Source organism: Flavobacterium granuli, from assembly GCF_031456055.1.
In the GTDB taxonomy this organism is placed as follows: Bacteria; Bacteroidota; Bacteroidia; order Flavobacteriales; family Flavobacteriaceae; genus Flavobacterium; species Flavobacterium granuli_A.
The window spans coordinates 98,022-119,482 of sequence record NZ_JAVDTX010000005.1 but is presented as its reverse complement, the minus strand read 5'-3'; the positions used below and the strand labels follow the sequence as shown (position 1 = coordinate 119,482).

Annotated in this window: 23 protein-coding genes; 18 read left to right on the top strand and 5 right to left on the bottom strand. The window is 31.9% G+C overall.

Features of this window, described 5'->3' with window-relative positions:
- Positions 1 to 11 precede the first annotated feature (11 nt).
- On the bottom strand, positions 12 to 1,193 hold the full coding sequence (gene dinB / locus J2W95_RS11530) for a DNA polymerase IV (RefSeq protein WP_310007105.1): 1,182 nt from the start codon (positions 1,191 to 1,193) through the stop codon (positions 12 to 14).
- Positions 1,194 to 1,281: 88 nt separating this feature from the next.
- Here dinB and J2W95_RS11525 point away from each other — a divergent pair, with 88 nt between their 5' ends.
- The 18 genes from J2W95_RS11525 (at position 1,282) to J2W95_RS11440 (ending at position 15,595) form a co-directional block, all read left to right on the top strand.
- Complete coding sequence (locus tag J2W95_RS11525; RefSeq protein ID WP_310007103.1) at positions 1,282 to 2,055, top strand: XRE family transcriptional regulator; 774 nt, start codon at positions 1,282 to 1,284, stop codon at positions 2,053 to 2,055.
- 122 nt (positions 2,056 to 2,177) lie between these two features.
- Positions 2,178 to 2,471: a type II toxin-antitoxin system HigB family toxin gene (locus tag J2W95_RS11520; protein WP_310007101.1), complete on the top strand. Its 294-nt coding sequence runs from the start codon at positions 2,178 to 2,180 to the stop codon at positions 2,469 to 2,471.
- A 5-nt stretch (positions 2,472 to 2,476) separates the two neighbouring features.
- Positions 2,477 to 2,836, top strand: a complete 360-nt coding sequence (locus tag J2W95_RS11515; RefSeq protein ID WP_310007099.1) for a helix-turn-helix domain-containing protein — start codon at positions 2,477 to 2,479, stop codon at positions 2,834 to 2,836.
- A 153-nt stretch (positions 2,837 to 2,989) separates the two neighbouring features.
- Complete coding sequence (locus J2W95_RS11510) at positions 2,990 to 3,838, top strand: restriction endonuclease (RefSeq protein ID WP_310007097.1); 849 nt, start codon at positions 2,990 to 2,992, stop codon at positions 3,836 to 3,838.
- Positions 3,839 to 3,998: 160 nt separating this feature from the next.
- Complete coding sequence (locus J2W95_RS11505) at positions 3,999 to 4,739, top strand: hypothetical protein (protein ID WP_310007095.1); 741 nt, start codon at positions 3,999 to 4,001, stop codon at positions 4,737 to 4,739.
- 180 nt (positions 4,740 to 4,919) lie between these two features.
- On the top strand, positions 4,920 to 5,462 hold the full coding sequence (locus tag J2W95_RS11500; protein ID WP_310007093.1) for a hypothetical protein: 543 nt from the start codon (positions 4,920 to 4,922) through the stop codon (positions 5,460 to 5,462).
- Between the two features lie 190 nt (positions 5,463 to 5,652).
- A complete protein-coding gene (locus tag J2W95_RS11495; protein WP_310007091.1) occupies positions 5,653 to 6,201 on the top strand; it encodes a hypothetical protein in 549 nt (182 codons plus the stop codon).
- A 194-nt stretch (positions 6,202 to 6,395) separates the two neighbouring features.
- Positions 6,396 to 6,782, top strand: coding sequence for a hypothetical protein (locus J2W95_RS11490; RefSeq protein WP_310007089.1), 387 nt, complete (start codon positions 6,396 to 6,398; stop codon positions 6,780 to 6,782).
- 315 nt (positions 6,783 to 7,097) lie between these two features.
- Positions 7,098 to 7,460 carry a hypothetical protein gene (locus tag J2W95_RS11485; protein WP_310007087.1) on the top strand — a complete coding sequence of 121 codons (363 nt, stop codon included), beginning with the start codon at positions 7,098 to 7,100 and terminating at the stop codon, positions 7,458 to 7,460.
- A gap of 256 nt (positions 7,461 to 7,716) precedes the next feature.
- Entirely contained in the window at positions 7,717 to 8,175 is a 459-nt protein-coding gene (locus J2W95_RS11480; protein ID WP_310007084.1) for a DMP19 family protein, read from the top strand.
- Between the two features lie 154 nt (positions 8,176 to 8,329).
- Positions 8,330 to 8,920, top strand: coding sequence for a DUF3885 domain-containing protein (locus tag J2W95_RS11475; RefSeq protein ID WP_310007082.1), 591 nt, complete (start codon positions 8,330 to 8,332; stop codon positions 8,918 to 8,920).
- A 180-nt stretch (positions 8,921 to 9,100) separates the two neighbouring features.
- Positions 9,101 to 10,087 (top strand): leucine-rich repeat domain-containing protein, encoded by a 987-nt coding sequence (locus J2W95_RS11470; RefSeq protein ID WP_310007080.1) that lies wholly within the window; start codon positions 9,101 to 9,103, stop codon positions 10,085 to 10,087.
- A gap of 208 nt (positions 10,088 to 10,295) precedes the next feature.
- Positions 10,296 to 10,850 (top strand): hypothetical protein, encoded by a 555-nt coding sequence (locus J2W95_RS11465; RefSeq protein WP_310007079.1) that lies wholly within the window; start codon positions 10,296 to 10,298, stop codon positions 10,848 to 10,850.
- Between the two features lie 169 nt (positions 10,851 to 11,019).
- Complete coding sequence (locus tag J2W95_RS11460; protein ID WP_310007077.1) at positions 11,020 to 11,799, top strand: tetratricopeptide repeat protein; 780 nt, start codon at positions 11,020 to 11,022, stop codon at positions 11,797 to 11,799.
- Between the two features lie 694 nt (positions 11,800 to 12,493).
- The gene (locus J2W95_RS11455) at positions 12,494 to 12,727 is read left to right on the top strand and encodes a hypothetical protein (protein WP_310007075.1); all 234 of its coding nucleotides are present in this window, start codon (positions 12,494 to 12,496) and stop codon (positions 12,725 to 12,727) included.
- 533 nt (positions 12,728 to 13,260) lie between these two features.
- Entirely contained in the window at positions 13,261 to 14,121 is an 861-nt protein-coding gene (locus J2W95_RS11450) for a carboxypeptidase-like regulatory domain-containing protein (RefSeq protein WP_310007073.1), read from the top strand.
- A 170-nt stretch (positions 14,122 to 14,291) separates the two neighbouring features.
- Positions 14,292 to 14,849: a toxin-antitoxin system YwqK family antitoxin gene (locus J2W95_RS11445; RefSeq protein WP_310007071.1), complete on the top strand. Its 558-nt coding sequence runs from the start codon at positions 14,292 to 14,294 to the stop codon at positions 14,847 to 14,849.
- A 209-nt stretch (positions 14,850 to 15,058) separates the two neighbouring features.
- On the top strand, positions 15,059 to 15,595 hold the full coding sequence (locus tag J2W95_RS11440) for an STM3941 family protein (RefSeq protein ID WP_310007067.1): 537 nt from the start codon (positions 15,059 to 15,061) through the stop codon (positions 15,593 to 15,595).
- Between the two features lie 97 nt (positions 15,596 to 15,692).
- Here the strand turns inward: J2W95_RS11440 and J2W95_RS11435 are convergent, their stop codons facing one another.
- The 4 genes from J2W95_RS11435 to J2W95_RS11420 all read right to left on the bottom strand — a co-directional run bounded on the left by J2W95_RS11435 (position 15,693) and on the right by J2W95_RS11420 (position 21,431).
- Positions 15,693 to 17,306 carry a hypothetical protein gene (locus J2W95_RS11435; protein ID WP_310007066.1) on the bottom strand — a complete coding sequence of 538 codons (1,614 nt, stop codon included), beginning with the start codon at positions 17,304 to 17,306 and terminating at the stop codon, positions 15,693 to 15,695.
- Positions 17,307 to 17,815: 509 nt separating this feature from the next.
- Complete coding sequence (mobC, locus tag J2W95_RS11430; RefSeq protein ID WP_310007064.1) at positions 17,816 to 19,798, bottom strand: conjugal transfer protein MobC; 1,983 nt, start codon at positions 19,796 to 19,798, stop codon at positions 17,816 to 17,818.
- A 17-nt stretch (positions 19,799 to 19,815) separates the two neighbouring features.
- Positions 19,816 to 21,051: a relaxase/mobilization nuclease domain-containing protein gene (locus J2W95_RS11425; RefSeq protein WP_310007062.1), complete on the bottom strand. Its 1,236-nt coding sequence runs from the start codon at positions 21,049 to 21,051 to the stop codon at positions 19,816 to 19,818.
- Positions 21,036 to 21,431, bottom strand: coding sequence for a plasmid mobilization protein (locus J2W95_RS11420; protein WP_310007060.1), 396 nt, complete (start codon positions 21,429 to 21,431; stop codon positions 21,036 to 21,038). The genes J2W95_RS11425 and J2W95_RS11420 overlap by 16 nt, the downstream gene beginning before the upstream one ends.
- Positions 21,432 to 21,461: the final 30 nt, after the last annotated feature.

Below are 21,461 nucleotides of genomic sequence, written 5' to 3'. Positions count from 1 at the left end.
ATGTTTTAATGCTAAGATTTACGTTTTAAAATTTCGTCTTTGGTGTTGGGTTTAAAGGATGCACCGGCACAACGCATGACTGCATCAAAACCATAGCGGCTCTTCATTTTGTCCATGGCGGCATAAAGGGACAGCATTTCCTGAGTGTCTTCAAAGAGATTGATTTGATAGGTTCCCCTGACCAGTCCGCTAAAACGGATGCCTATTAAACGAAGACGCATGCGGCGCTGATAGAGTTTGTCAAAGAGATCGGTTACATTTCTGGTTAGGATATGATCTGCTGAGGTATAGGCTATTTTGCATTGTTTGGTTTCGGTGTCAAAATTGGCATAGCGTATTTTAACCACTATCGTTGAGGTTAGCCACTGTTCGGAACGGAGTTGAAAGGCAAGCTTTTCCACCATGCCCATTAATACCGATTTGAGTTTTGTAATGTCGATAGTGTCCTGGGAGAAAGTATGCTCGGTGGAAATGGATTTTCGCTCAGTATAGGGTTCTACGGGACTGTTGTCAATGCCATTAGCTTTTTTCCAAATCTCCAGACCATTTTTGCCAATCATGCGCTGGAGCACTTCGGCTGGCATTTCTGAGAGTGTTTGTATGGTGCGAATTCCGATTCGGGATAAAAGCTGAAAAGTGACATTACCCACCATGGGGATCTTTTGGATGGATAGAGGGTTTAAAAAAGACCGTACATCATTTTCGGATATTTCTAAATTTCCTCTTGGTTTGCCTTCCCCTGTGGCTATTTTAGAAACCGTTTTATTGACAGACAATGCAAAGCTAATAGGCAATCCAGTTTCTTTAATTACGGATTGTGCCAGTTCATTCGTCCATTTATAACTGCCATGAAATTTATCCATACCAGTGATATCAAGATAGAACTCATCAATGCTGGCCTTTTCCATTATGGGTGCTTTTTCCTGAATCACTTGGGTTACATCATGGGATAATTTGGAATACAATTCCATATCCCCTTTGACAATCTTGGCTTGTGGGCAGAGTCTCATCGCCATATTAATGGGCATTGCCGAGCGCACACCAAAATGACGTGCTTCATAAGAACAGGAGGCTACAACACCGCGATCACCACCACCAATAATTAGTGGAATCCCTTCTAATTGGGAATTTTCCAATCTTTCACAGGATACAAAAAAGGTATCCAAATCCATGTGTACAATTGCCCGTATCATTTTGTCTTTGTTTTTGTAGAAAACAAAATTAGTACAGGTTGTAACATTTTTTAATATATTTGCTGTTACAAATTGTAACAAAATCGTTATGTCCTTATTTTCAGACAACATCAGAACCCTACGGGTAAAGCAGAAGATATCGCAAGAGAAACTTGCCGAGAATCTTTGCATTACAAGGGGTAGGTATGTGAAGTATGAAGATGGCACCTCAGAAGCTCCGTATGATATTTTAAAGAAAATAGCGCATTATTACCATATCAGTATTGATTTATTGTTATCGGTGGATGTACGGAAAATTGACACCCAGGATTTATTGAAATTGGAAAATAATCGATTGGTGCTTCCCATTATGGTGGATAGGGAAGGGGAGAATTTTATAGAAGTCGTTACTCAAAAAGTGAAGGCTGGTTATTTGAATGGATATGCCGATCCCGAGTATATTGAAAGCCTGCAGCAAATCTCACTTCCTTTTTTAGGAGTCGGCAAGCACAGGGGATTTCCGGTGGAGGGGGATTCGATGCCTCCCCATGAGGATGGTTCTATTATTATTGGTCGTTATGTAGAATCACTAGGCGAAGTACTTGATGGCAAGACCTACATATTCATTACTAAAAATGAGGGAATGGTTTACAAGCGTTTAAACAAAAACAAAAAGAACGTACTTGTTTTGGAATCCGACAATCGGCTTTATCCCAACTATGAAGTCAAAGCCTCAGACATATTAGAGATTTGGGAGTATAAATGCAATATTGGGCAAAACGACAGGAAAATCAAAATTTCAGAACCTGTAAATGTAACAGAAATGTTCTTGGAATTAAAGAGGGATATTTTTGAAGTGAAAGAAAGTATAAAGAAGAAATAATTTATTATTCAAATCTAAAGGTAGTACCAAGACGATAGTAGTCATGAGCCCATTGTAAAAAAAACACCAAACAACTTCCCGTTTTGGGAACTTTTATTATCTTTGTAAAAAAATAGAAACGCTTGAGAGTAATTGCAAAAAAAATATTGAGAGATTTTTGGGAATCCCATGCAGATTGTGAACAACAATTAAAGGCTTGGTTTCAAGAGGCCAGTAAAGCTGAATGGAAAAATCCAAATGAGATAAAGCAAGAATACCCAAGCGCGAGTATTTTGAATGATAGTCGAGTCGTTTTCAACATAAAAGGAAACAACTATAGATTAATCGTCAAAATAAATTATGATTATCAAATGATTTGGATTCGATTCATTGGGACGCATTCAGAGTATGACAAAATTAACGCTAACGAAATTTAATAGCTATGGAAATTAAACCTATAAAAACAGTAAAAGATTACAATCAAGCACTTGAAAGACTTGAAATGATTTTTGATGCAAAAAATGGCACATCAGAAGGAGATGAACTTGAAGTGCTTGGGATTTTGATTGACCAATACGAAAATGAGCACTTCCCAATTGGTTTGCCAGACCCAATAGAAGCTATTAAATTCAGAATGGAACAGATGGGCTATAATCAAAATGATTTGGCAAACATTGTTGGCCTAAAAAGCCGTGCAAGCGAAATTCTAAATCGTAAAAGAAAGCTATCTCTTGAAATGATTAGAAAACTACACAAAGTTCTACATATTCCAACTGATGTTCTAATTCAAACTTATCAATAATCACGACTGCTAACAGGCTACTACAACGGATTTGGGCAATCGGCTCAATGGAAAGTTAATTTAAATTTATGAATAATTTATTATGCAAATCTAAAGGTAGTACCAGAACGTTACCTGCAATATATTGATAACCAAAATCTTAATTAGAACACAATGTCTGAAACCAATAACTTAGATTGGAAAAAATATGAGGCGATTACTAAATACATTTATGAAACACTAGGTAAAGAATCTGGTGTCAAAATAAAGGGCTACGGTAATAATTGTAAAGTTATTGGCAAATCTGGAGTAAGCCATCAAATCGATGTATTAACAGAACTTTCCGATGGAATTCATACTTACAAGACAGCAATTGAATGTAAATATTGGCAAGAAAAAATCACCAAAGATATTGTGATGAAAGTATCAGAGATTATTGAAGATGCTGGTATTAACAAAGGTGTAATTGTTTCCAAAAATGGATTTACTCAAGATGGAATTAGCTTTGCCAAATATAAAAATATTGGGCTTGTTGAATTGCGAGAAACTGAAGAATTGTTGTATGAAAAATTACCTAAAACTGTTGATATGGGTATTGATTTTCAAATTAAATCTACATTACTTCGTCCTGAAATATTGAGCATTGATATCGATGCAATTGACAAAGTTCAAAAAGAAAAGGAAACAATTGAATTAAGTAAAACGGTTATTATTTTATCTAATGGCGATGAAATTCCTTTCGATTATTATGTAAAAATGTTTCAACAAGAACTGCATAAGCAAAAGAGAATATTCCAACCGATTATGAAAGGTTATAAAATTTCAGAAGGAAGTTTATTAAATAAAAGAACTAATACATCTGTAAAAATTAAAGGGATAATTTTTACAGGTGTATTAACAGAAAGGAACACGGATTTAAAATTTTCGTTAGTAGATCAAGTTTGGTTAATAATGAAATCTATTTTTGAAGAAAGGACTTTTAGTATTACTAAAAACGGAATAATAACAGAAAACAAAAAATAATCACCTAAGAGATACTGCAGGTAACAGCCACTACAACGGATTTGGGCATTGCGCTTAATGGAAAGATGGTTTTGTATTTGGGATGATTTGGCAAATCCGAAAATAGGGCTTAATTTAACCCCAAACCCGCTGTAGTGCCAGAACGTTATAGCCTATATTTATGACCAAAGTATTAAAATTCACATTTTTTATTTTATTTCCGTTAATTGCTAGCGGACAATATGACTTTGAAAAATATCCAGCTATAAAATTTAAAGCTTATAACAATTGGAAAACTAATGAAACTGATAAAAAAGCTGAAAACTCAATATCCTTTTCTGACTTTTTTAAAAATGGCGAATCTTTAACAATACAATTGAATTCATTCAAAGAACATTGGTTTGAAAATTCTGTTATCAAAATTTCCAAAAACAATATAGAAACTCAAAATTTTACAGAAAACATAGGTTTCAATCCTATTGCTTTAGATAGTGTTAGAATTGCTGACTTTAATGGAGACGGATTGAGTGATATAAAAATTATTGTTCCGTATATGGGAAATGGCACTGCATTAATGAATGTCAAAGTCATTTATCTTTTTCAACAGCCAAACCAAAACTTTTTGAAAGTTTCATTTGATGATAAACAAAGTGATAATCGTAGCGAAAGAGATTTTGATAATGATGGAAATTACGAAATCATAACAATGAAGTTATCGAGTTATCAAAACCACAGTTATTGGAATTTTAATTTTTTCAATTTAGTAAATGGAAAGCTTATTAATGTAAATGAAAAACATAAGTATCCAATATTAATCCAGTTTCTCGAAAAAGAAAATTATAAAATAACTAATAAAATTAGTCGTGAGAAAATGAAAAGCTTTGCGCTAAAGTTACCAGAGGGTTATGACATTAAACAGTAAAAAAATACAGGCTATAACAGCTACTACAACGGATTTGGGCTATTGGCTTAATTGAAAGTTGGTTTTGTATTTGGGATGATTTGGAAATCTGAAAACAGGGCTTAATTTAATCCCAAACCCGTTGTAGTACCAGAACGTTATAGGCAATTGTAAAAAAAGATTCCGCTCAATCAAGAAACAATGGATGAACTTCAATATCGATTATCAAAAAATCAAAAGAATGAAATAGCTCAAAATCTAATTGATATTTTACAGAAAGATGCGGACATTTTTGACGCTACAGTAACATTTATTTATGAATGGATTAGTACTGGTCGTGCTGGAAAAAGAAAAGCTTTTTTCGATGTCTGGGATATTGTTTTAAAAGATTATCTACCAACAACAAGACCTATTTTATTTCGCACGGACCGAAGAGTTAGTAAGAACGGTAAAATTGCAAGTTTTACTGGACGACTAGAATGTGTACGAAGAATGAGTAAAGGTAGTGGCTTTTTAATTATTTGTGATACTAAGGAAGCTCTTGAATATGATGAACGTCTTGGCAATTTGGGTAGTTACAGACGCACATTTTATCCTCTTGTCAATGTTTTGATTAAAGCAAGGGGTTCTGGAAGAAGCGGATTTTCTGAAAGATTCTTGGATGAATTTATTGGTGAAGATGAATATATAATGAGGATTAATCTAGATTTTTCTTCCAGTTTTAAGTGTATGAAAAATGTTTGATAAAATATTAAAACAACTGCCCATAACAGCTACTACAACGGATTTGGGCTATAGGCTTAATGGAAAAATGGTTTTGTATTTGGGAGATTTGGCAAATCCGAAGAATGGGCTTAATTTAGTCCCAAACGCGCTGTAGTACCAAGACGTTGTGCGACATTGCTAATTTTTACGGTTAAAAATCTAACTAAATATGGAAAATCTCCAATTAATTTTGACTAGTACTTTTGTGTCCGGAATAGTTTCGGTACTTGTCTCATACATCATTTCTATTAAACTCAAAAAACTCGATTTCAAAAATGAGTATTATAAAGAAATATTAAAGAAAAGACTAGTTGCATATCAATATATAGAAAGTCAATTGGCAGTTCTTAAAACAGTTGTACTAGATGAAAGTGATAATAAACCTTATCATATGATGTTTTCTTATAGTGATGTTGAATTTTTCGATTTCCAAAAAAATATGGTTATGGCTATTAGTTTTAGTCTGTGGATAGATGATGAAACTACTGAGAATTTGGAAAAGTTAAACGAACTTTTTTACAACTTAAATATAAAAACTGCTGGAAAATCTAATGCTCAGCTAATAGATATAGGCAAAAAATATTATCAGCTTATTTCTGATTTAAGATTTCAATTAGAAAATTCAACAAAAAGAGGATTATATAATTTACACGATATTGGAAAAGCATTTAAAACTAAGAAAAAAAATACAACAAGAAATATTCGTGAATTAAAGTAACGTCGCACAACAGCCACTACAACGGATTTGGGCATTGGGCTTAATGGAAAGATGGTTTTGTACTTGGAATGATTTGGCAAATCCGAAGAATAGACTTAATTTAATCCCAAACCCGCTGTAGTGCCAAGACGTTATGCTCGATGCTACTCAAATTGCATTAGAAATATTAATAAACTATTCATAGAAAACTGTAAATGGAAACTGAGAGAACAAAAAGAAAATATCAATCAGAATTAAAATGGGGGAGTTATTATTTTATTACCGCTCTATTTTTTTCTTTTAGTTATTCCTTAATAAAATTTTTAATTATTAATCAATTTAAAGATGAGTCAAATAATTACATAGCGCTTTTTTCTTCTTTTGTTTTTATTTGTTTCTTCATCTTTGTTTTTATTTATTTTTTATCAAAATGTATCCAAGAAATTAAGAGCGAAAAAAGAGTTAATTTTTTTTTGAAATTAGGCATTGCCCTGCGGATTTATTTAATACTCTATATTTTAGCTTTTTTTTCATTTATTAACTCTGTAGAAGAATTTATCATTCCAAAATGTGAATTAGAAATACAAGAAGCAAATGGGTAATTTTAACAATTGAAACTCATGAATAATAATCGAATCGGTAAATGAAACTGAATACCGAAATAACTACGCTAATTTGAGTTTAAGTAAAAGATTTTGGATAAGTTCTTAATCGAATCAAAAATAAATAAAGCACCAAGCATAACAGCTACTACAACGGATTTGGGCAATAGGCTTAATAGAAAAATGGTTTTGTATCTGGGATGATTTGGCAAATGCGAAGAATGGGCTTAATTTAGTCCCAAACCCGCTGTAGTACCAGAACGTTATGCGTCAGTTAGATAAAACCACATTGCATCCAATAAGAAATTTAAAAAAATGACGGGAAACATTGATGAAATATTAAGTAAAAAAGACAAAATAATTGTTGGTGGCTTAATACTGTTTATTTTTACTTTAATAATTGTGCTAAGTTTTAGTGGTTATTTCGATGATGACGTCAGAAATAAAGTTTTAAAAGAGGAATTTAACGGTACGATCACTGAGAAATACATAGATTATAAAGAGCACGCATCACCTATAATTAAACTTTCTAACGGAACAGAAATTTATAATTATTTCCCAAAACAAAAAGTTGTTTTACAAATTGGAGATAGCATTGTTAAGCAACATAATTCAGTTTATATTTTATTATTTAGGAATAAACAATTCATTCAAACAATCGATTTATTGAACAAATAATCTAACATTTTTATCGTGATTATGGATACGTTTCTAATCGGAAAACCGAAAGTCCAAAATCACTTTTGATTTTTAATTCCTCCTAAATAAAATAACCGAACGCATAACAGCTACTACAGCGGATTTGGGCAATTTGCTTAATGGAAAGTTGGTTTTGTATTTGGGATGATTTGGCAAATCCGAAGAATGGGCTTAATTTAGTCCCAAACCCGCTGTAGTGCCAGAACGTTATGCAACATTATAAAAAACTGCTTTTATGAAACATTTGATTAAAATTCAACTTTTATTTTTACTATTAACTTTATCAAGTTGCGCACAAAAGAATTCATCTGAAAGCGGAAAAGTAGACACTTATGAAAATGTAAAAAGTCAACTAAAAGGAACCGAAGTTGAAAAACTAAATCCAAAAGCAAACATTGAAGAATTAGACATGGAAGTTAATAATGGAGGCTTTAATCAATACTTTATAAATTCTGGTCAAAATTGTTATGAAACTTTAAAAGCGTTAAAGAAAAATGGAAAAGTTGAAACTGCCAAACTTCTTGAAAGTGCAATTAACCTAATCAATCCGAATCATATATCTGAAAATGATTTGATAGAAAAGCTAAGAAAAAGAGAAGTTGAAGAATTATATGACGACAAAATAGACGCCGAACTAAATAAACTTGACGACGAATTTTATAAATACAAAGACGGAAGTTTAACGGTAGAATAACGTTGCATAACAGCTACTACAACGGATTTGGGCAATAGGCTTAATGGAAAGTTGGTTTTGTATTTGAATGATTTGGCAAATCCGAAGAATGGGATTAATTTAGTACCAAACCCGCTGTAGTACCAAAGACGTTGGCAGTAATTGTAACCGAAAAATGACTAAAGAAGAATTTAAAACATTTTGGACTTTAACGTATCCTGACACGATACCAATTTCGTATTTATTTAAAAAAGATTATTCCGAAAGATGGTTTAGAATTCATAGTTTGCCTGATTCAAAAAGATATGCTGAAAGTGAAAATGAATGGAAAATTTTATTGGAAAGACAAAATCAAATAATCACTGATATTTTTGGCGAAAACGAAAAGATTTTACTCGTAACAGGCGAATATAATTGGGACGAAAATGCAACCTTTAATGCTGACGAAGAAGCCGTTTTTAAACCTTATGATTTCATATTACTTGACAATATTGACTTGTTTGACTTTAAATCGGAAGACTACAATAAAGGAGACTTTTACAAGCCTGCTTTTGCCGAAACAATTTGGAATTCAAATCAACACGACAGATTGCTTAAAGAAATTGCAAACGACAATTTGAGAGCGTTTTTTATTTCAATTAACAAAAGCATAATCGTTGCACCTTATGATGGTGGAATTGATTTTGTTTTTAAAAATATACAGACTAAAGACTTTTACAAAAAACAGTATGAAAATTGGTTGTCTGAAAGAGTAGATGGACTTTAACTGAACGAATAACAACTACTGCCAACAGCCACTACAACGGATTTGGGCATTTAGCTTAATGGAAAGTTGGTTTTGTACTTGGGATGATTTGGCTAATCCGAAAATAGGGCTTAATTTAGTCCCAAACCCGCTGTAGTGCCAGAACGTTAGTGGTAATTTTAATCACAAATATCATTTTAAATGAAAAATATTAGATTCATAATAGTTTTATTTCTTTTTGTCACAAATACAAACTCGCTTTTAGCACAAGAAGGCAAAGTAGAACTATATGTTGAAGATCTTTCCAAAATATCAGAGCAAAAATTATTGGAGAGGCAATTGTTGGAGAAACAATTACTTACGGGTAAATTAGAATTGAATGGAATTAAAAATTTTCCATTAGATAATATATATAATATAAATAAAAACATAAAAAGTCTAACAATCGAGAATTCATTTGAATTAAAAAATCTATCTGAAGAGGTAAAAAAGTTTAAATCTCTAGAATACATATCCATTAGTAAAGTAAGCTTAACCAAATTTCCAATTGGATTTTGTGATATAGATAATTTAACATTTTTTAGTTATGACAGCAATTTTACTACAATAATCCCAGAAGAAATAGGAAAATTAAAAAACTTAAAAATACTATACTTATCAAGAATGCCCCTAAAAAAGGTATCCACAGCAATAGCTACTCTAGGTAATCTCGAGAGATTAAGTATTGATGGAACTGCTAGTACTTATAGTATGGCAGGTGTTATTTACAAATTTGATGGAATAGATTACATCCCAAAAGAAATAGGGAATCTCAAATCATTAAAATATTTAGGGTTAGAAAAAAATAATCTCGAGGAAATCCCTAAAGAAATTGGACTCTTAAATAATTTGACCGTCCTTGCCCTTGATTATAATAATTTAAAGACTCTGCCAATGGGAATTTATAATTTACAAAATTTACAAAATTTATTATTATCTAATAATGCCTTCGAATATCTTCCTGAAGATATAGGGAATTTAAAAAGTTTAAAAAGATTGAATTTGGAGAATAACAAATTAAAATTTTTACCTAAAAGTATTGAAAATTTAAAAAATCTAATAAGATTGAATATTAAAGGAAATGAAATATCAGAAGCGAAGATCATTGAATTAAAGAAAAAATTGCCTAATACCGAAATAATATATTAAACAAAAACTACCGCTAACACACGCTACAATCAATTTGGGGATTTGGATTAATGGAAAGATTGGTTTGTATTTGGAAGATTTGGCAAATCCGAAGAATGGGCTTAATTTAGTCCCAAACTGCTTGTAGCGCGGGAACGTTAGCGGTAATGCGTCGGAAAACTAGAACTATTCATAACTTAAAAGCCTACTTGGAATTTTACAAATCCTAATGGAAAAGAAACTCAGAATATATACTCCAAACAATTCATTTAAGGTTGATAAGCGTTTACTAAGTCTATTACTTTTATGGTCTATTGTATTTTTAATCTATTCAACGAAATCTAAATTTCCTTCAAATGAAGAGAATCTGGAATTACTTGGATTTGTTTTTGTAATCATTACTTTTCTATATTTTCTTTATTTTATGATAAGCAACTTTTTTTTATGCGAAACCACAAATGGAGAATATAGTGGCAACTTGATTATAGATTCCGAAAAAATTACTTGTAATCTTGATGTTTATGCAATTCATGAAATTGAAAAAATAAGCATTTTAAGTGATTATTTTCACGGAAAATTTAACGGGAATACAGGAGCTTGGGAACGCAAAAAATCAAATGGTGTTAAAAATTATATCGAGATATATAAAAAAGATGGAGAGTATAAAAAATATTTTTTTCTTCAGACTAAAACAGAAAATATAGGAATGTTTTCAGATGAACTTAGAACTTATTATCGATTTGGAAAATTAGGAGAGCAGAATTATAAAAATATCGTTGACTAATGGCACTACCACTAACAGCCGTTTGGCGTGATTGGGGTTTTAGGCTGAATTTAAAGATGGTTTTGTATTTGGAAAATTTGTGTTTAACCGCAAAATCTCGCATCTTTATTCCCCAACCACACCAAGCGCCAGAACGTTATATGATATGCTTCTACAAAATTCTGCTAAAATGAAACAAAACTTCTTGATTTTTATTTTTCTTTTGATTTTCCAACTAACATTTGCACAAAGTGCAGATGAATTAAATCAACAATCAAAAGCATTAGTGCAACAAGGAAAATACAATGAGGCCTTCCCAATTTTAAAAAAATCTGCTGAATTAGGAAATGCTGAAGCTCAGTATAATTTAGGATATTTTCTGCAAAACGGAGTAGCCGGAGTTAAAAACGAAAAAGAAGCTGTTGAATGGTATAAAAAATCATCTGAAAATGGTTTTAATGATGGCCATTATGCAATGATGATGGCTTATGGAAACGGACAAGGAATCGAACAAAACTCAGAAAAAGCATTTGAATATGCAATGAAGTGTGCAGTAAACAATGACACAACTTGTATGTGGAATGTTGTAAATTGTTATTTAACTGGAAACGGTGTAAAAGCTGATATTACAAAATTTAAAGAATGGATTATTAAGCTCGCAAAACTTCCAAATCCTGAGAATCTTACTTTAAGTGGAAATATAACTTCTGCTAGATTGGAATTAGCAAATTTTTATAGAAACGGAAAGTATATTGAAAAAGACAATTACCAAAGTTATTTATGGTATTTGATTTATAATGAATATAAAATTGATTTCAGTATTATACAGCAAGATGAGACCATTAAAGAAATTAAAGAGCTTGAGAAAAATTTATCAAAAGCGCAAATTGAAAACGCACCTAAAGATGCAGAAAAAATAATAGGACGAAAATTAAATAATTTAGGTCAATTGTACAAAAACACATTATAAGCACATCATATAACAGCTACTACAACGGATTTGGGCAATTGGCTTAATGGGAAGTTGGTTTTGTATTTGAATGATTTGGCAAATCCGCAGAATGAGCTTAATTTAGCCCCAAACCCGCTGTAGTACCAAGACGTTGTGGGAGAGTTTCACAGCCAATTCGTTCCGAATTGACTCTTTCGTTTTCAATCAAAAATAAAAGCAGAAACTTGAAAAACACAACGGAGACAGAACGACGAATTTGGAAAATTGGAATCTGCCAAACTTACACAGAATTTGAAACGTAATTTTGAGAGCGAGATTTTGCAGAAACGTGAAAACTCAATCTGCCAAACTTACGCTGATATCCGAAATTGGATTTGATAAAGCAGAAAAGTGAATCAGTCGATATTTTGCAGAAACTTGAAAATAAAACTTAAAACTGAACCGCCGAAAGCGGAATATAGAAACCGAAAATAATGCTCTAAAAACGGATCAATATGAAAACCTGAGGAGTAGCAAAAATTACGCATAAATTTTAGTCAAACCTAATGTTACCCTTATGGCTTGAAGAATTATAAACTTGAAATTAGACTTTCAAAATATTACATTTAACATTTGATTATGCTGGAGAAAAAAATAGACTATTCTTAAAGTAAAATATTTAAATTAACTTTACTTGTATTCTAAAGAAAGTCAAACTACATAATTAAAGATTATGAAAGACTACAATGAACCCAGCGAAGAAACTAAAAATGAGTGGGAAAATGACCCAGATAACTGGATTTGGGGAATGTTTTATTATAATCCGAAAGACAAAAGATCTTATATTCCAAGAAAACCAAAGGAATTGGGATGGCATTCTAATTATGCAGATCCGGACAACATTATTATAATAGCAATTATAGTTGCAATGATAATGATATTGGTTTTAATCAAGCATGACAAGTAACAAACACTATTGCTAACTTTTACTTGTCGACAAAACTAAGAATGCAGTATCTTCTCTCACTTTTGATAAGAAGTCAGCTCAAAATATTCACTATTATATTTCGGGCAATAATAACTTAAGAAAGTCTATAAAAGAATTTTGCAATTACATATAATTTTGAATTACAAAAATCGACTTTTTAATTTTTCTCCACAACTTTTATGATTGATTCCTAAAGCACAAATCATAGCAACCGAAAAACCCTCCCACAACAGCTACTACAACGGATTTGGGCAATTGGCTTAATGGGAAAATGGTTTTGTATTTGAATGATTTGGCAAATCCGAAGAATGGGCTTAATTTAGTCCCAAACCCGCTGTAGTCCCAAGACGTTGTGTGTCATTCCACATATTCGCACCAAATTGACACCTTCAGCTAACAAAAAAAAGTAGGGATTTGAATAAATATTAGGACAAATCATTGATTAAAAGTCATCGATTTTCAAAACATAAAAAAACGTTAGTTAGAATTTTGTCGAAACAAAACAAACAAATATGAGATTATATATTTTTCTTTTTCTAGCAATAACTTTAAATTCTTTTTCACAAGAGAAAATAATAAGCGGAGAAATAAAAGATTCTGAAAATAAAACTTACTTACAATATGCTAATATTGGTATTGCTAATAAAAACATAGGTACTGTATCAAATTCTAACGGTAAATTTTCTTTAAAAATTGATGAAAAAATTAATGAAAATGATATGGTCTCCTTCTCTTATGTTGGTTATCGAACCAAAAGCATAGCATTATCAAAACTTAATTTATCAAATAACGTAATTGAATTAGAACCAGAAAAAAAACAATTAGAGGAAGTCGTAGTCAAATTTGTAAAGCCAAAACCTAAAATAATAGGTAGAAATTCAAAAGGATTAGGACTTATGCATTGCAACTTTTACACATATTACGAAAAAGATGTAGATGATAGATTAAGTAAAGAAGTTGGAATGAAATTCAAACTTAAAAAAGATTGCAAAATAAATGATTTAAATTTCAACATAACTTCTAATGAATTTAGTTCTTTAAAATTTAGATTGAACTTTTATAAAATTGAAAATGGATTTCCTACTGCATTAATTGTTGAAAAAGATATTGTTTTTGAAATTAAAGATGAATTTAAAGGTTGGTACAGCTTAGACTTAAAACCTTATGAAATTTATTTGGACAAAGAAAAAGAAGATATTGCAATTACAATTCAATGGGTTGAAAGCAAAAAAGCAAATGAAAGAAGTAAATATTTTGGGATTTCTACAGCAATGTCAGCCACTGAAACTGGATTTTTTAGAGAAAAAGCAATGGATGGTTGGAGAAAAAGCGGGCAAAGCTTAAGTTTTTATTTAAATACAATGTGTAAATAAAAAAAAACGCCACACAACAGCTACTACAACGGATTTAGGCAATTGGCTTAATGGGAAGTTAGTTTTGTGTTTGGATGCTTAGTGATAACCGAAAAATAAATCTTAATTTAGTCCCAAACCCGCTGTAGTACCAGAACGTTAGCAGTCATTAAAACACCTATAGAAAATCAATGAGAAAATATTCCTTAATCATTTTTATACTTATTTCACTAATTTCCTGTAAATCCTCCAAAACTTACTATGAAACCGGCGAATTAGAAACTAAAGTTAGAATTGTTAATAAATTGAAAAATGGCCAATGGAGAAATTATTATAAAAGTGGAAAAATCTATGAAATAGGTAAGTTCAAAAATAATAAAGAGATTGGTCTTTGGAAAATTTATCATGAGAATGGGATTTTATGGCAAATTGGAAAATTCAAAGAAGGCAAACAAGATGGTCAATGGCTTTTTTTTCATGACAACGGAAATAAAGAGGGAATTGGTAATTTATCATCTGGTAAAATGATTGGAAAATGGGTATGGTATCATTCGAATGGTAAGATTTATACAGAAAGATTTTACGAAGACGGAAAACTAATCGAAATTATTTCATGTTTTGATGGCAGTGGAAATATTTTAGAAAAAGGCACCTTAAATAGTGGAAATGGAAGCTTGAATTCATATGATTTGAACGGCAATCTATTGGATGTTCAAAATTTTGAAAATGGAATAATAATTAAAAAATAACGACTGCTAACACACGCTACAACCAATTTAGGCATTTGGCTTAATGGAAAAATTGGTTTGTATTTGGAAGATTTGGCAAATCCGAAGACTTGGCATCTTTAATCCCAAACTGCTTGTAGCACGAGAACGTTACCTGCTATTTTGCAATAAAAAGACCGTCTAGCAAAGGAGACAAAAAAACATTTTTAAGAGCAAGAATAATTGAATACATGAGCAAAATAGAATTTAAAAGTAGTAAGAAGATTTATTTATCGATTTTAGGTTGTGTTATTCTTACTTCAGCATTTATTCCATTATATTTTTATCCCACTTATTTTATTTCATCTGTTTTTAGAAATGTATTTTTTATCAAAATCATTGGACTTATTGGTTTTTTATTGCTTGGCTGGGCGACATTAGTTCTTATCTTCAAAGCATATGAAAACAAAATTAGCCTCACAGTTGATGATTTTGGAATATTAGACAATTCAAATTTGGTTAAGACTGGATTAATTGAATGGAAAGACATTGAAGAAATTAAAATAAACAACAGATTGATTTTAATTGATGTGAATAACCCTGAAAAATACATTGAAAAAGCAGAGAGCAAATTCCAGGCATTCCTTATAAAATCAAATATTAAAATCTATGGTACTCCAATTACAATTTCATCAAGTTTATTGAATTGTGATTTAAATAAATTGGAGAAAATATTAAAGAAAGAATTTAAAAAATATAATCTCGATCGCTCGAAAACTGCAATATAATCTGTAAAGACAACTAGATAAATAAAAAAACAGCAGGTAACAGCTACTACAACGGATTTGGGCAATTGTCTTAATGGAAAAATGGTTTTGTATTTTTTTAACCTACGATTAAGTCATCATCATAAATTATTTCATCGTCTTCTGTTTTTATAAAAATGTGGTATTTACCGGTTGGTAATTCAAAATTTATAGTTCCATTTTTAGGAATCATCAAATAACTTTCAATTGGAATTGCCAAATTCTTCATTAAATCAAATTCTTTAAAATCAACTATTTCAACTAAGACTTGTTTATTCTTATAGTCAGAGAATTTGCTTCCCCTTATAATTGCTTTTTTGAATGCAGCATTGGGATATATTATTTTCAAACTTGGCTTCATATTGTTAACCAAAAAATAATCCGCAGAGGATTTTACTTTCGTTGTATCATTAAAATATTTACAAGGCATTAAGGTCAAGTCTTGTTTGGTATCTGCACAAATAACAGTTTGATTGATAGTTATTGGGTTTATTCCGGACAGTTCTTTAAAATATTCTGCCAACCATTTTTTCTTTTCATTTTTCTTTTCAATATGGGAATGCCCCACATAAACAAAAATTTTAGCCTTTGGATCTTTCTCCAAAATCTTTATAACATTTTTTGCCTGGCCCAATTCCCTATCAATTCCCTTATCAAAATTTTCATGCCCTGAAACAGTAAAGCCCAATGCGATTGCCTTTCTGATGAAATGAGCAAAATAGGGTTCATCTGTATAAATACCATTCTTATAGTTTGGAGTTGACTCCTTTTCTGAGCTTTTACTATTAAATCCTTCTAATGATAAATAATTATATCCATTCCCTTTAAGCGTTTCTAATAATTCCATCGCAAACAATCTATGTTTTGGATAATAATGATCTTCATTAAGCATAATCACTTGGTTTTCTTTAGCAATTTCGGAAATCTTTCCAAAAACAGCATTGTCTTTGTAAACGTCATCTTTGTTCGATAAATCGATAATCAAAGAATTAAATTTTTCTTTGCGTTCTTTTTCGTAACCTACAATTAAAGTATCATATAGTTTGTTATTAGAAATAGACGCATTAACCGTTGACAGGAATTGGAATTTATCATCTTCTCCACCTACAGATTTTATAGGCGCACTTTCCAACTTTTTACTTGCAAAAAGCGGATTGGGATGAACATCAGGAAAATTATTCATAAAAATGGATATAAATGATATTTTCCTTGTATTCAATGAGTCGATAGCTATTTTATTCAATAAATCATTAACGAATATCGAAGAGTTGTTGTCCTTAGCAGAAGTGGTTTTTACCAATCCTAAAACTTTTCTTTTCCCCTTTTGCTTTTCTAAAAATAAAGTATTATTTACCGTATCAGATATTACAGTTTTAATATTGTTTGATTTAACACTCGATGACGGAACATTTTGGTAGAAAAAGTACATCTCTAAGCCTTTTTCCTTGGCAGCAGCAACTAAAAAAAGGTCTTTAGATGATAATTTATTGCTCTTTAATAATTGTCTAAATTCTTTTTCTTTATCAAAAGAAATTTCTCTGAATTGAACATTTTTATCAAAATCAATCCCCACTTTCAAAGAATCATTGTAAAAATAATTTCTGTTAAAATAATTGTTATCAGACAATTTGCTTTTATTGGAACCACAAGAAACGAAGAAGAACAAGAGTAATACAATAAAATACTTAATCATGAATGCAAGGGGTTTTATATGAATTATAATTATTTTTTACTTTAGTTGAATAAAATCAACCAGATAACAGGATTTAAAACCCATTATTAATTGAACCAAATATATCATAAAAATTAGTTAAAACGCAAATAAATACCTATAAAATGAATTTGCTTTTCATACAAAATTTTTAATATTATGTCAATACTTTGCATAACAGCTACAACGGATTTGGACAATAGACGCAATGGAAAGTTGGTTTTGTATTTGGGATGATTTGTTTCGCTTGTTCGTTATCGCTCGGGTGGCAAATCCAAAAATAGGGTTTAATTTAGTCTCAAACCTGCTGTCGTACCAGAACGTTGGGTTCAATTTAACTACTCTACTATGAGGTTTTAAATTTCTAACTTTATAGTTTAAATTACTTATTGTCTAACCACATTTTTCGATATTATGAATTAATTGTAAACTAGAATGTTTTTAAATCCGATGAAATTGATTAAAATCTGTATCGAATAAGAATAGTATAACTATTTTTTTATCACCAAATAAGCCAACGCTGGATCATTCAATAACCTTTCCATTTCAGAGTGAATGATATCTTGAATATCCTGTTTTATCTGCAGATAATTTCGTTGTACCATAGCATTGTCCAGTTTACGAATTTCGGCAATATCGATATAATTCTCTTCTTCTTTTTTAAGAGCTTCATGGTCATTGACTATTTCTGAGTGGAACGTTTTTAATTCAATTTTACTATGGGGATCATCAGCCACCATGCCCACAAATTCTCCTGAGCTTAAAGCAGAAATTTTGGAAGGAGGGACGGCTGATTCCAATTGTTTGGAACGGCTAATAGAAGTATCCCCACTATTAATGGAAAGGCTTTGTCTGTCCTGCATAATCTTTCCAAACCGCTCCGATAGTTGTTTTGCGGTATCACCGGTTACCTGTCCGCTGACGATATTTCCGGTGATATTCATAATCACGTCGGCCTGCTCGCGGCCATAGTCTTTTCGGAGTTGGCTAAAGTCCTGAATTCCCAAGCAAGTTGCTACTTTATTACTACGGGCTGTCGCTATCAAGCTATCCATATTGTTGAGATAAATAGTTGGGAATTCATCAAATATCAGACTGCTTTTCTGCTTGCCTTTTTGATTTACCTGCTTGACTAAACGGTTTACATATAACGATAAAACAGCTCCGTATATTTGTATTTTTTGAGGGTTATTCCCCATGCAAACAATTTTGGGTTCTAAGGGATTATTGATATCCAATGTAAAATCATTGCCTGATAAAACATAATAGAGTTGGGGGGAGGAAAGCCTTGCCATGGCTATTTTGGCGGAGGCAATCTGGCCTTCCAATTGGTCCATAACATCATTGAGGTAGGCATTGACAAAAGGATTAATCAATACTTCTATTTCTTTTTCGGCCCGTAATAATGTGAACAGGCTGTCATAATCCATCTGCATGAGTTCGATGACATGGGGGAGCGTGCAGAACTCTCCGTCTTTATATTTTTTTAGATACCAGATAATGGCTGAGAGAAAATTTATTGGTGATTCCACAAAGAAATCTCCCTGTTTTTTAATCCATTCTCGATTTAGTCCCAACAGAATTGTGCGGGCGGATTCGGACGCATCGGTAATATCGGTCATAGACGATGGATCTAATGGATTACATCTGTGACTGCGGGTTAGATCATCAAAATTGATTACATAAAATTTTGGGACAATAGGATAGAGGTGCTTGTATTTTAGCCAGGTATTGTAAGCAATTTTGGAAAGGTCATCGAACTTAAAATCATAGATGAACATACTAAAGCCCTTGCGGATGTGCTGGGTAATGACGTGCCGGATTACAAAATAGGATTTACCCGATCCTGGAGTGCCCAAAACCATCAATGCCCGAAAAGGGTTAATGATGTTGATCCAACTGTTTCTCACTTTATCTTTCAAATAATACCGGGCTGGCAGGTTAATGGAATATTCATTTTCCAAGAGTCTTTCTTCCTGCGGGAAGGTTTCATTTTCTTTATTAAAAATATCTTTATCGTTGAGTTTCCTACCAATGATACGCGAAAGTAAAGTACCTCCCGTGAGTAGAAGAAGATATCCAATTGAAGTAACCAAAATATACAAAATCAATGCATTTGATATTTCTATTTTAAGCATCAATAGAACATAGCTTATCCAATAGATAAATATGCCTAGCCCTATATAGAGGAAAGCTGTTTTGTAGTTTAGTTTTTCATCTTTTCTTCCTTTGGAACCTAGTAAGGAAATAATTAGAAAACCAAGAGCAAACATCTTGGATATATAAAAATGGCTAAATAATCCTGTCTTGTAAATGTTGCCTAAAATAGTATCACTGAATTCGCTCACTAATTCCCAATGCCTAAAAGCGATATAGCCATAGTAGTAGAAATGAAGACCTAAAAGCACAATACTTATAAGTCGTGTCATATCCAAAATTTTTCTCAAAGCCTGCTCGTTTTCTCCTGTCTGCATACCCATAATTTCAGTTTTTATTGATTATCGGATTGTCCTTTTCTTTTCCTTTTTTTTCGTCTTTTCTTTAATTGGTTTGGAAGATAATTTCCAACATATTCAATCTGAAGTAGCTCATCGATTAACTTAGCGAGTGCATTATTTGATATTGGAAGATCCTGCTTTTTCTCTGAAAGTATTTTGGGTGAATATGATTTCACAGTTTCGCAGCGTTCCTGTATGGCTTTGGCTGAATATTCCTTTCCCAGAGCGCTACCGTTAAAAACAGATTTTGTGGTATGGTCCACATAGGTTATACCATAGAGAATCCCTTGGTCATTGCTTCTTAAAACGATGTGTATACCTTGCTTTTCCAAGTCTTTTGTAAGTTCTGCAAGAGTTGTTTTTTTGTTTAAAAAAGCTAGGTCGATTGCATTTTTTATTCGTTTAGCGTGTGTTGGTGATTTGACTTTGTTTGCCTTAAATTTTTCTTCCAGGAATTTCAAAGTAGGCTTAAAGTAAAAATCACTTGCCTTAATTGGAACGCCAATCGGTTTGCCTTGTGAATCCAGTATTCGATATACCAGTCCATTTGTTTTAAATATTCGTGAATTTTCGCTTCCTCTGTCTGCGTAAACATTGTATTGTCGTAATACGGCATTGAGTTCGGGAAGACTTGCAAAGGCATAGGTGAAAAGCACTTTCCCTAATACGTTGGCAATTGCCTTTTTTGACTGAATTTGTCCATACTGAATTTTACCAATAGTAATGGGCAACAGTTCTGTATTGTTCTTTTTTTGACCGGCCTCAGCCCTAACCAATCCAAATAATTTTTCAATTTCTTTCCGGGCTGTTTCAGATTGGTTCTTTCCAATGTTCTGCATGTCTATTCGCTTACCGTCCGCTTTGACCTTTATTGAAACAATGTGGATGTGGGGATGTCCTGCATCGTGATGTTGGTAGACCAGATACGGCTGCGAACCAAAGCCTATTTTAGTCATATAGAGTTTAGCAATTTCCGTAAGTTTTTCTTTTGACAAACCAGTTTCTGAAGGATCAAAATTTAGTGAAATATGCACACTGTTTCGAGTTACATTTTCATTGAGTTCCAACTGTTTTTGAAGAAAGTTTAATTTAAAAACGCTACTCATTTGATCTAAATCCATTGGGTAATTTCCTTCAGCAATACACTGTGCGATACTGTTGGAAACTTTATTTTCATTGTAATTAAAAATGCTCCTTATCGAGTGTCCTGTCTTTATGATTGCAACCATTTCTCACAGAGATTTTGAATGTGTTTTTTAATTAGGTCCATGGAATTAAACAGTACCTTTTTTTCCAATTCATTAGTAATGATCCAATGTTTAAATTCCTGAATTTGTGTAAGGGTATGGAGTTTTTTTACCGCTTGATTAAAGTTGTTTCCAATGGCATTTAGCTCGCATCTGAGTTGTATTAATTCCATTACTAATTCATCGAGTGACTCATTGCGATATTTCATTACAACAGGTTTTTGCAAAAGATTTTTTCTTGCGAAATCACTTATTTTGGGGCAGGTTGATTTCTTAAAACGTTTGTGCAGTACTTCAAATTCCTCTGTTGTTAATCGCAGATGCAGCCATCTGGTTCTGTTTTTGTTTTGCTCTTCCATCATATATCTTTTTCATTTTTTGCAAACTATTTC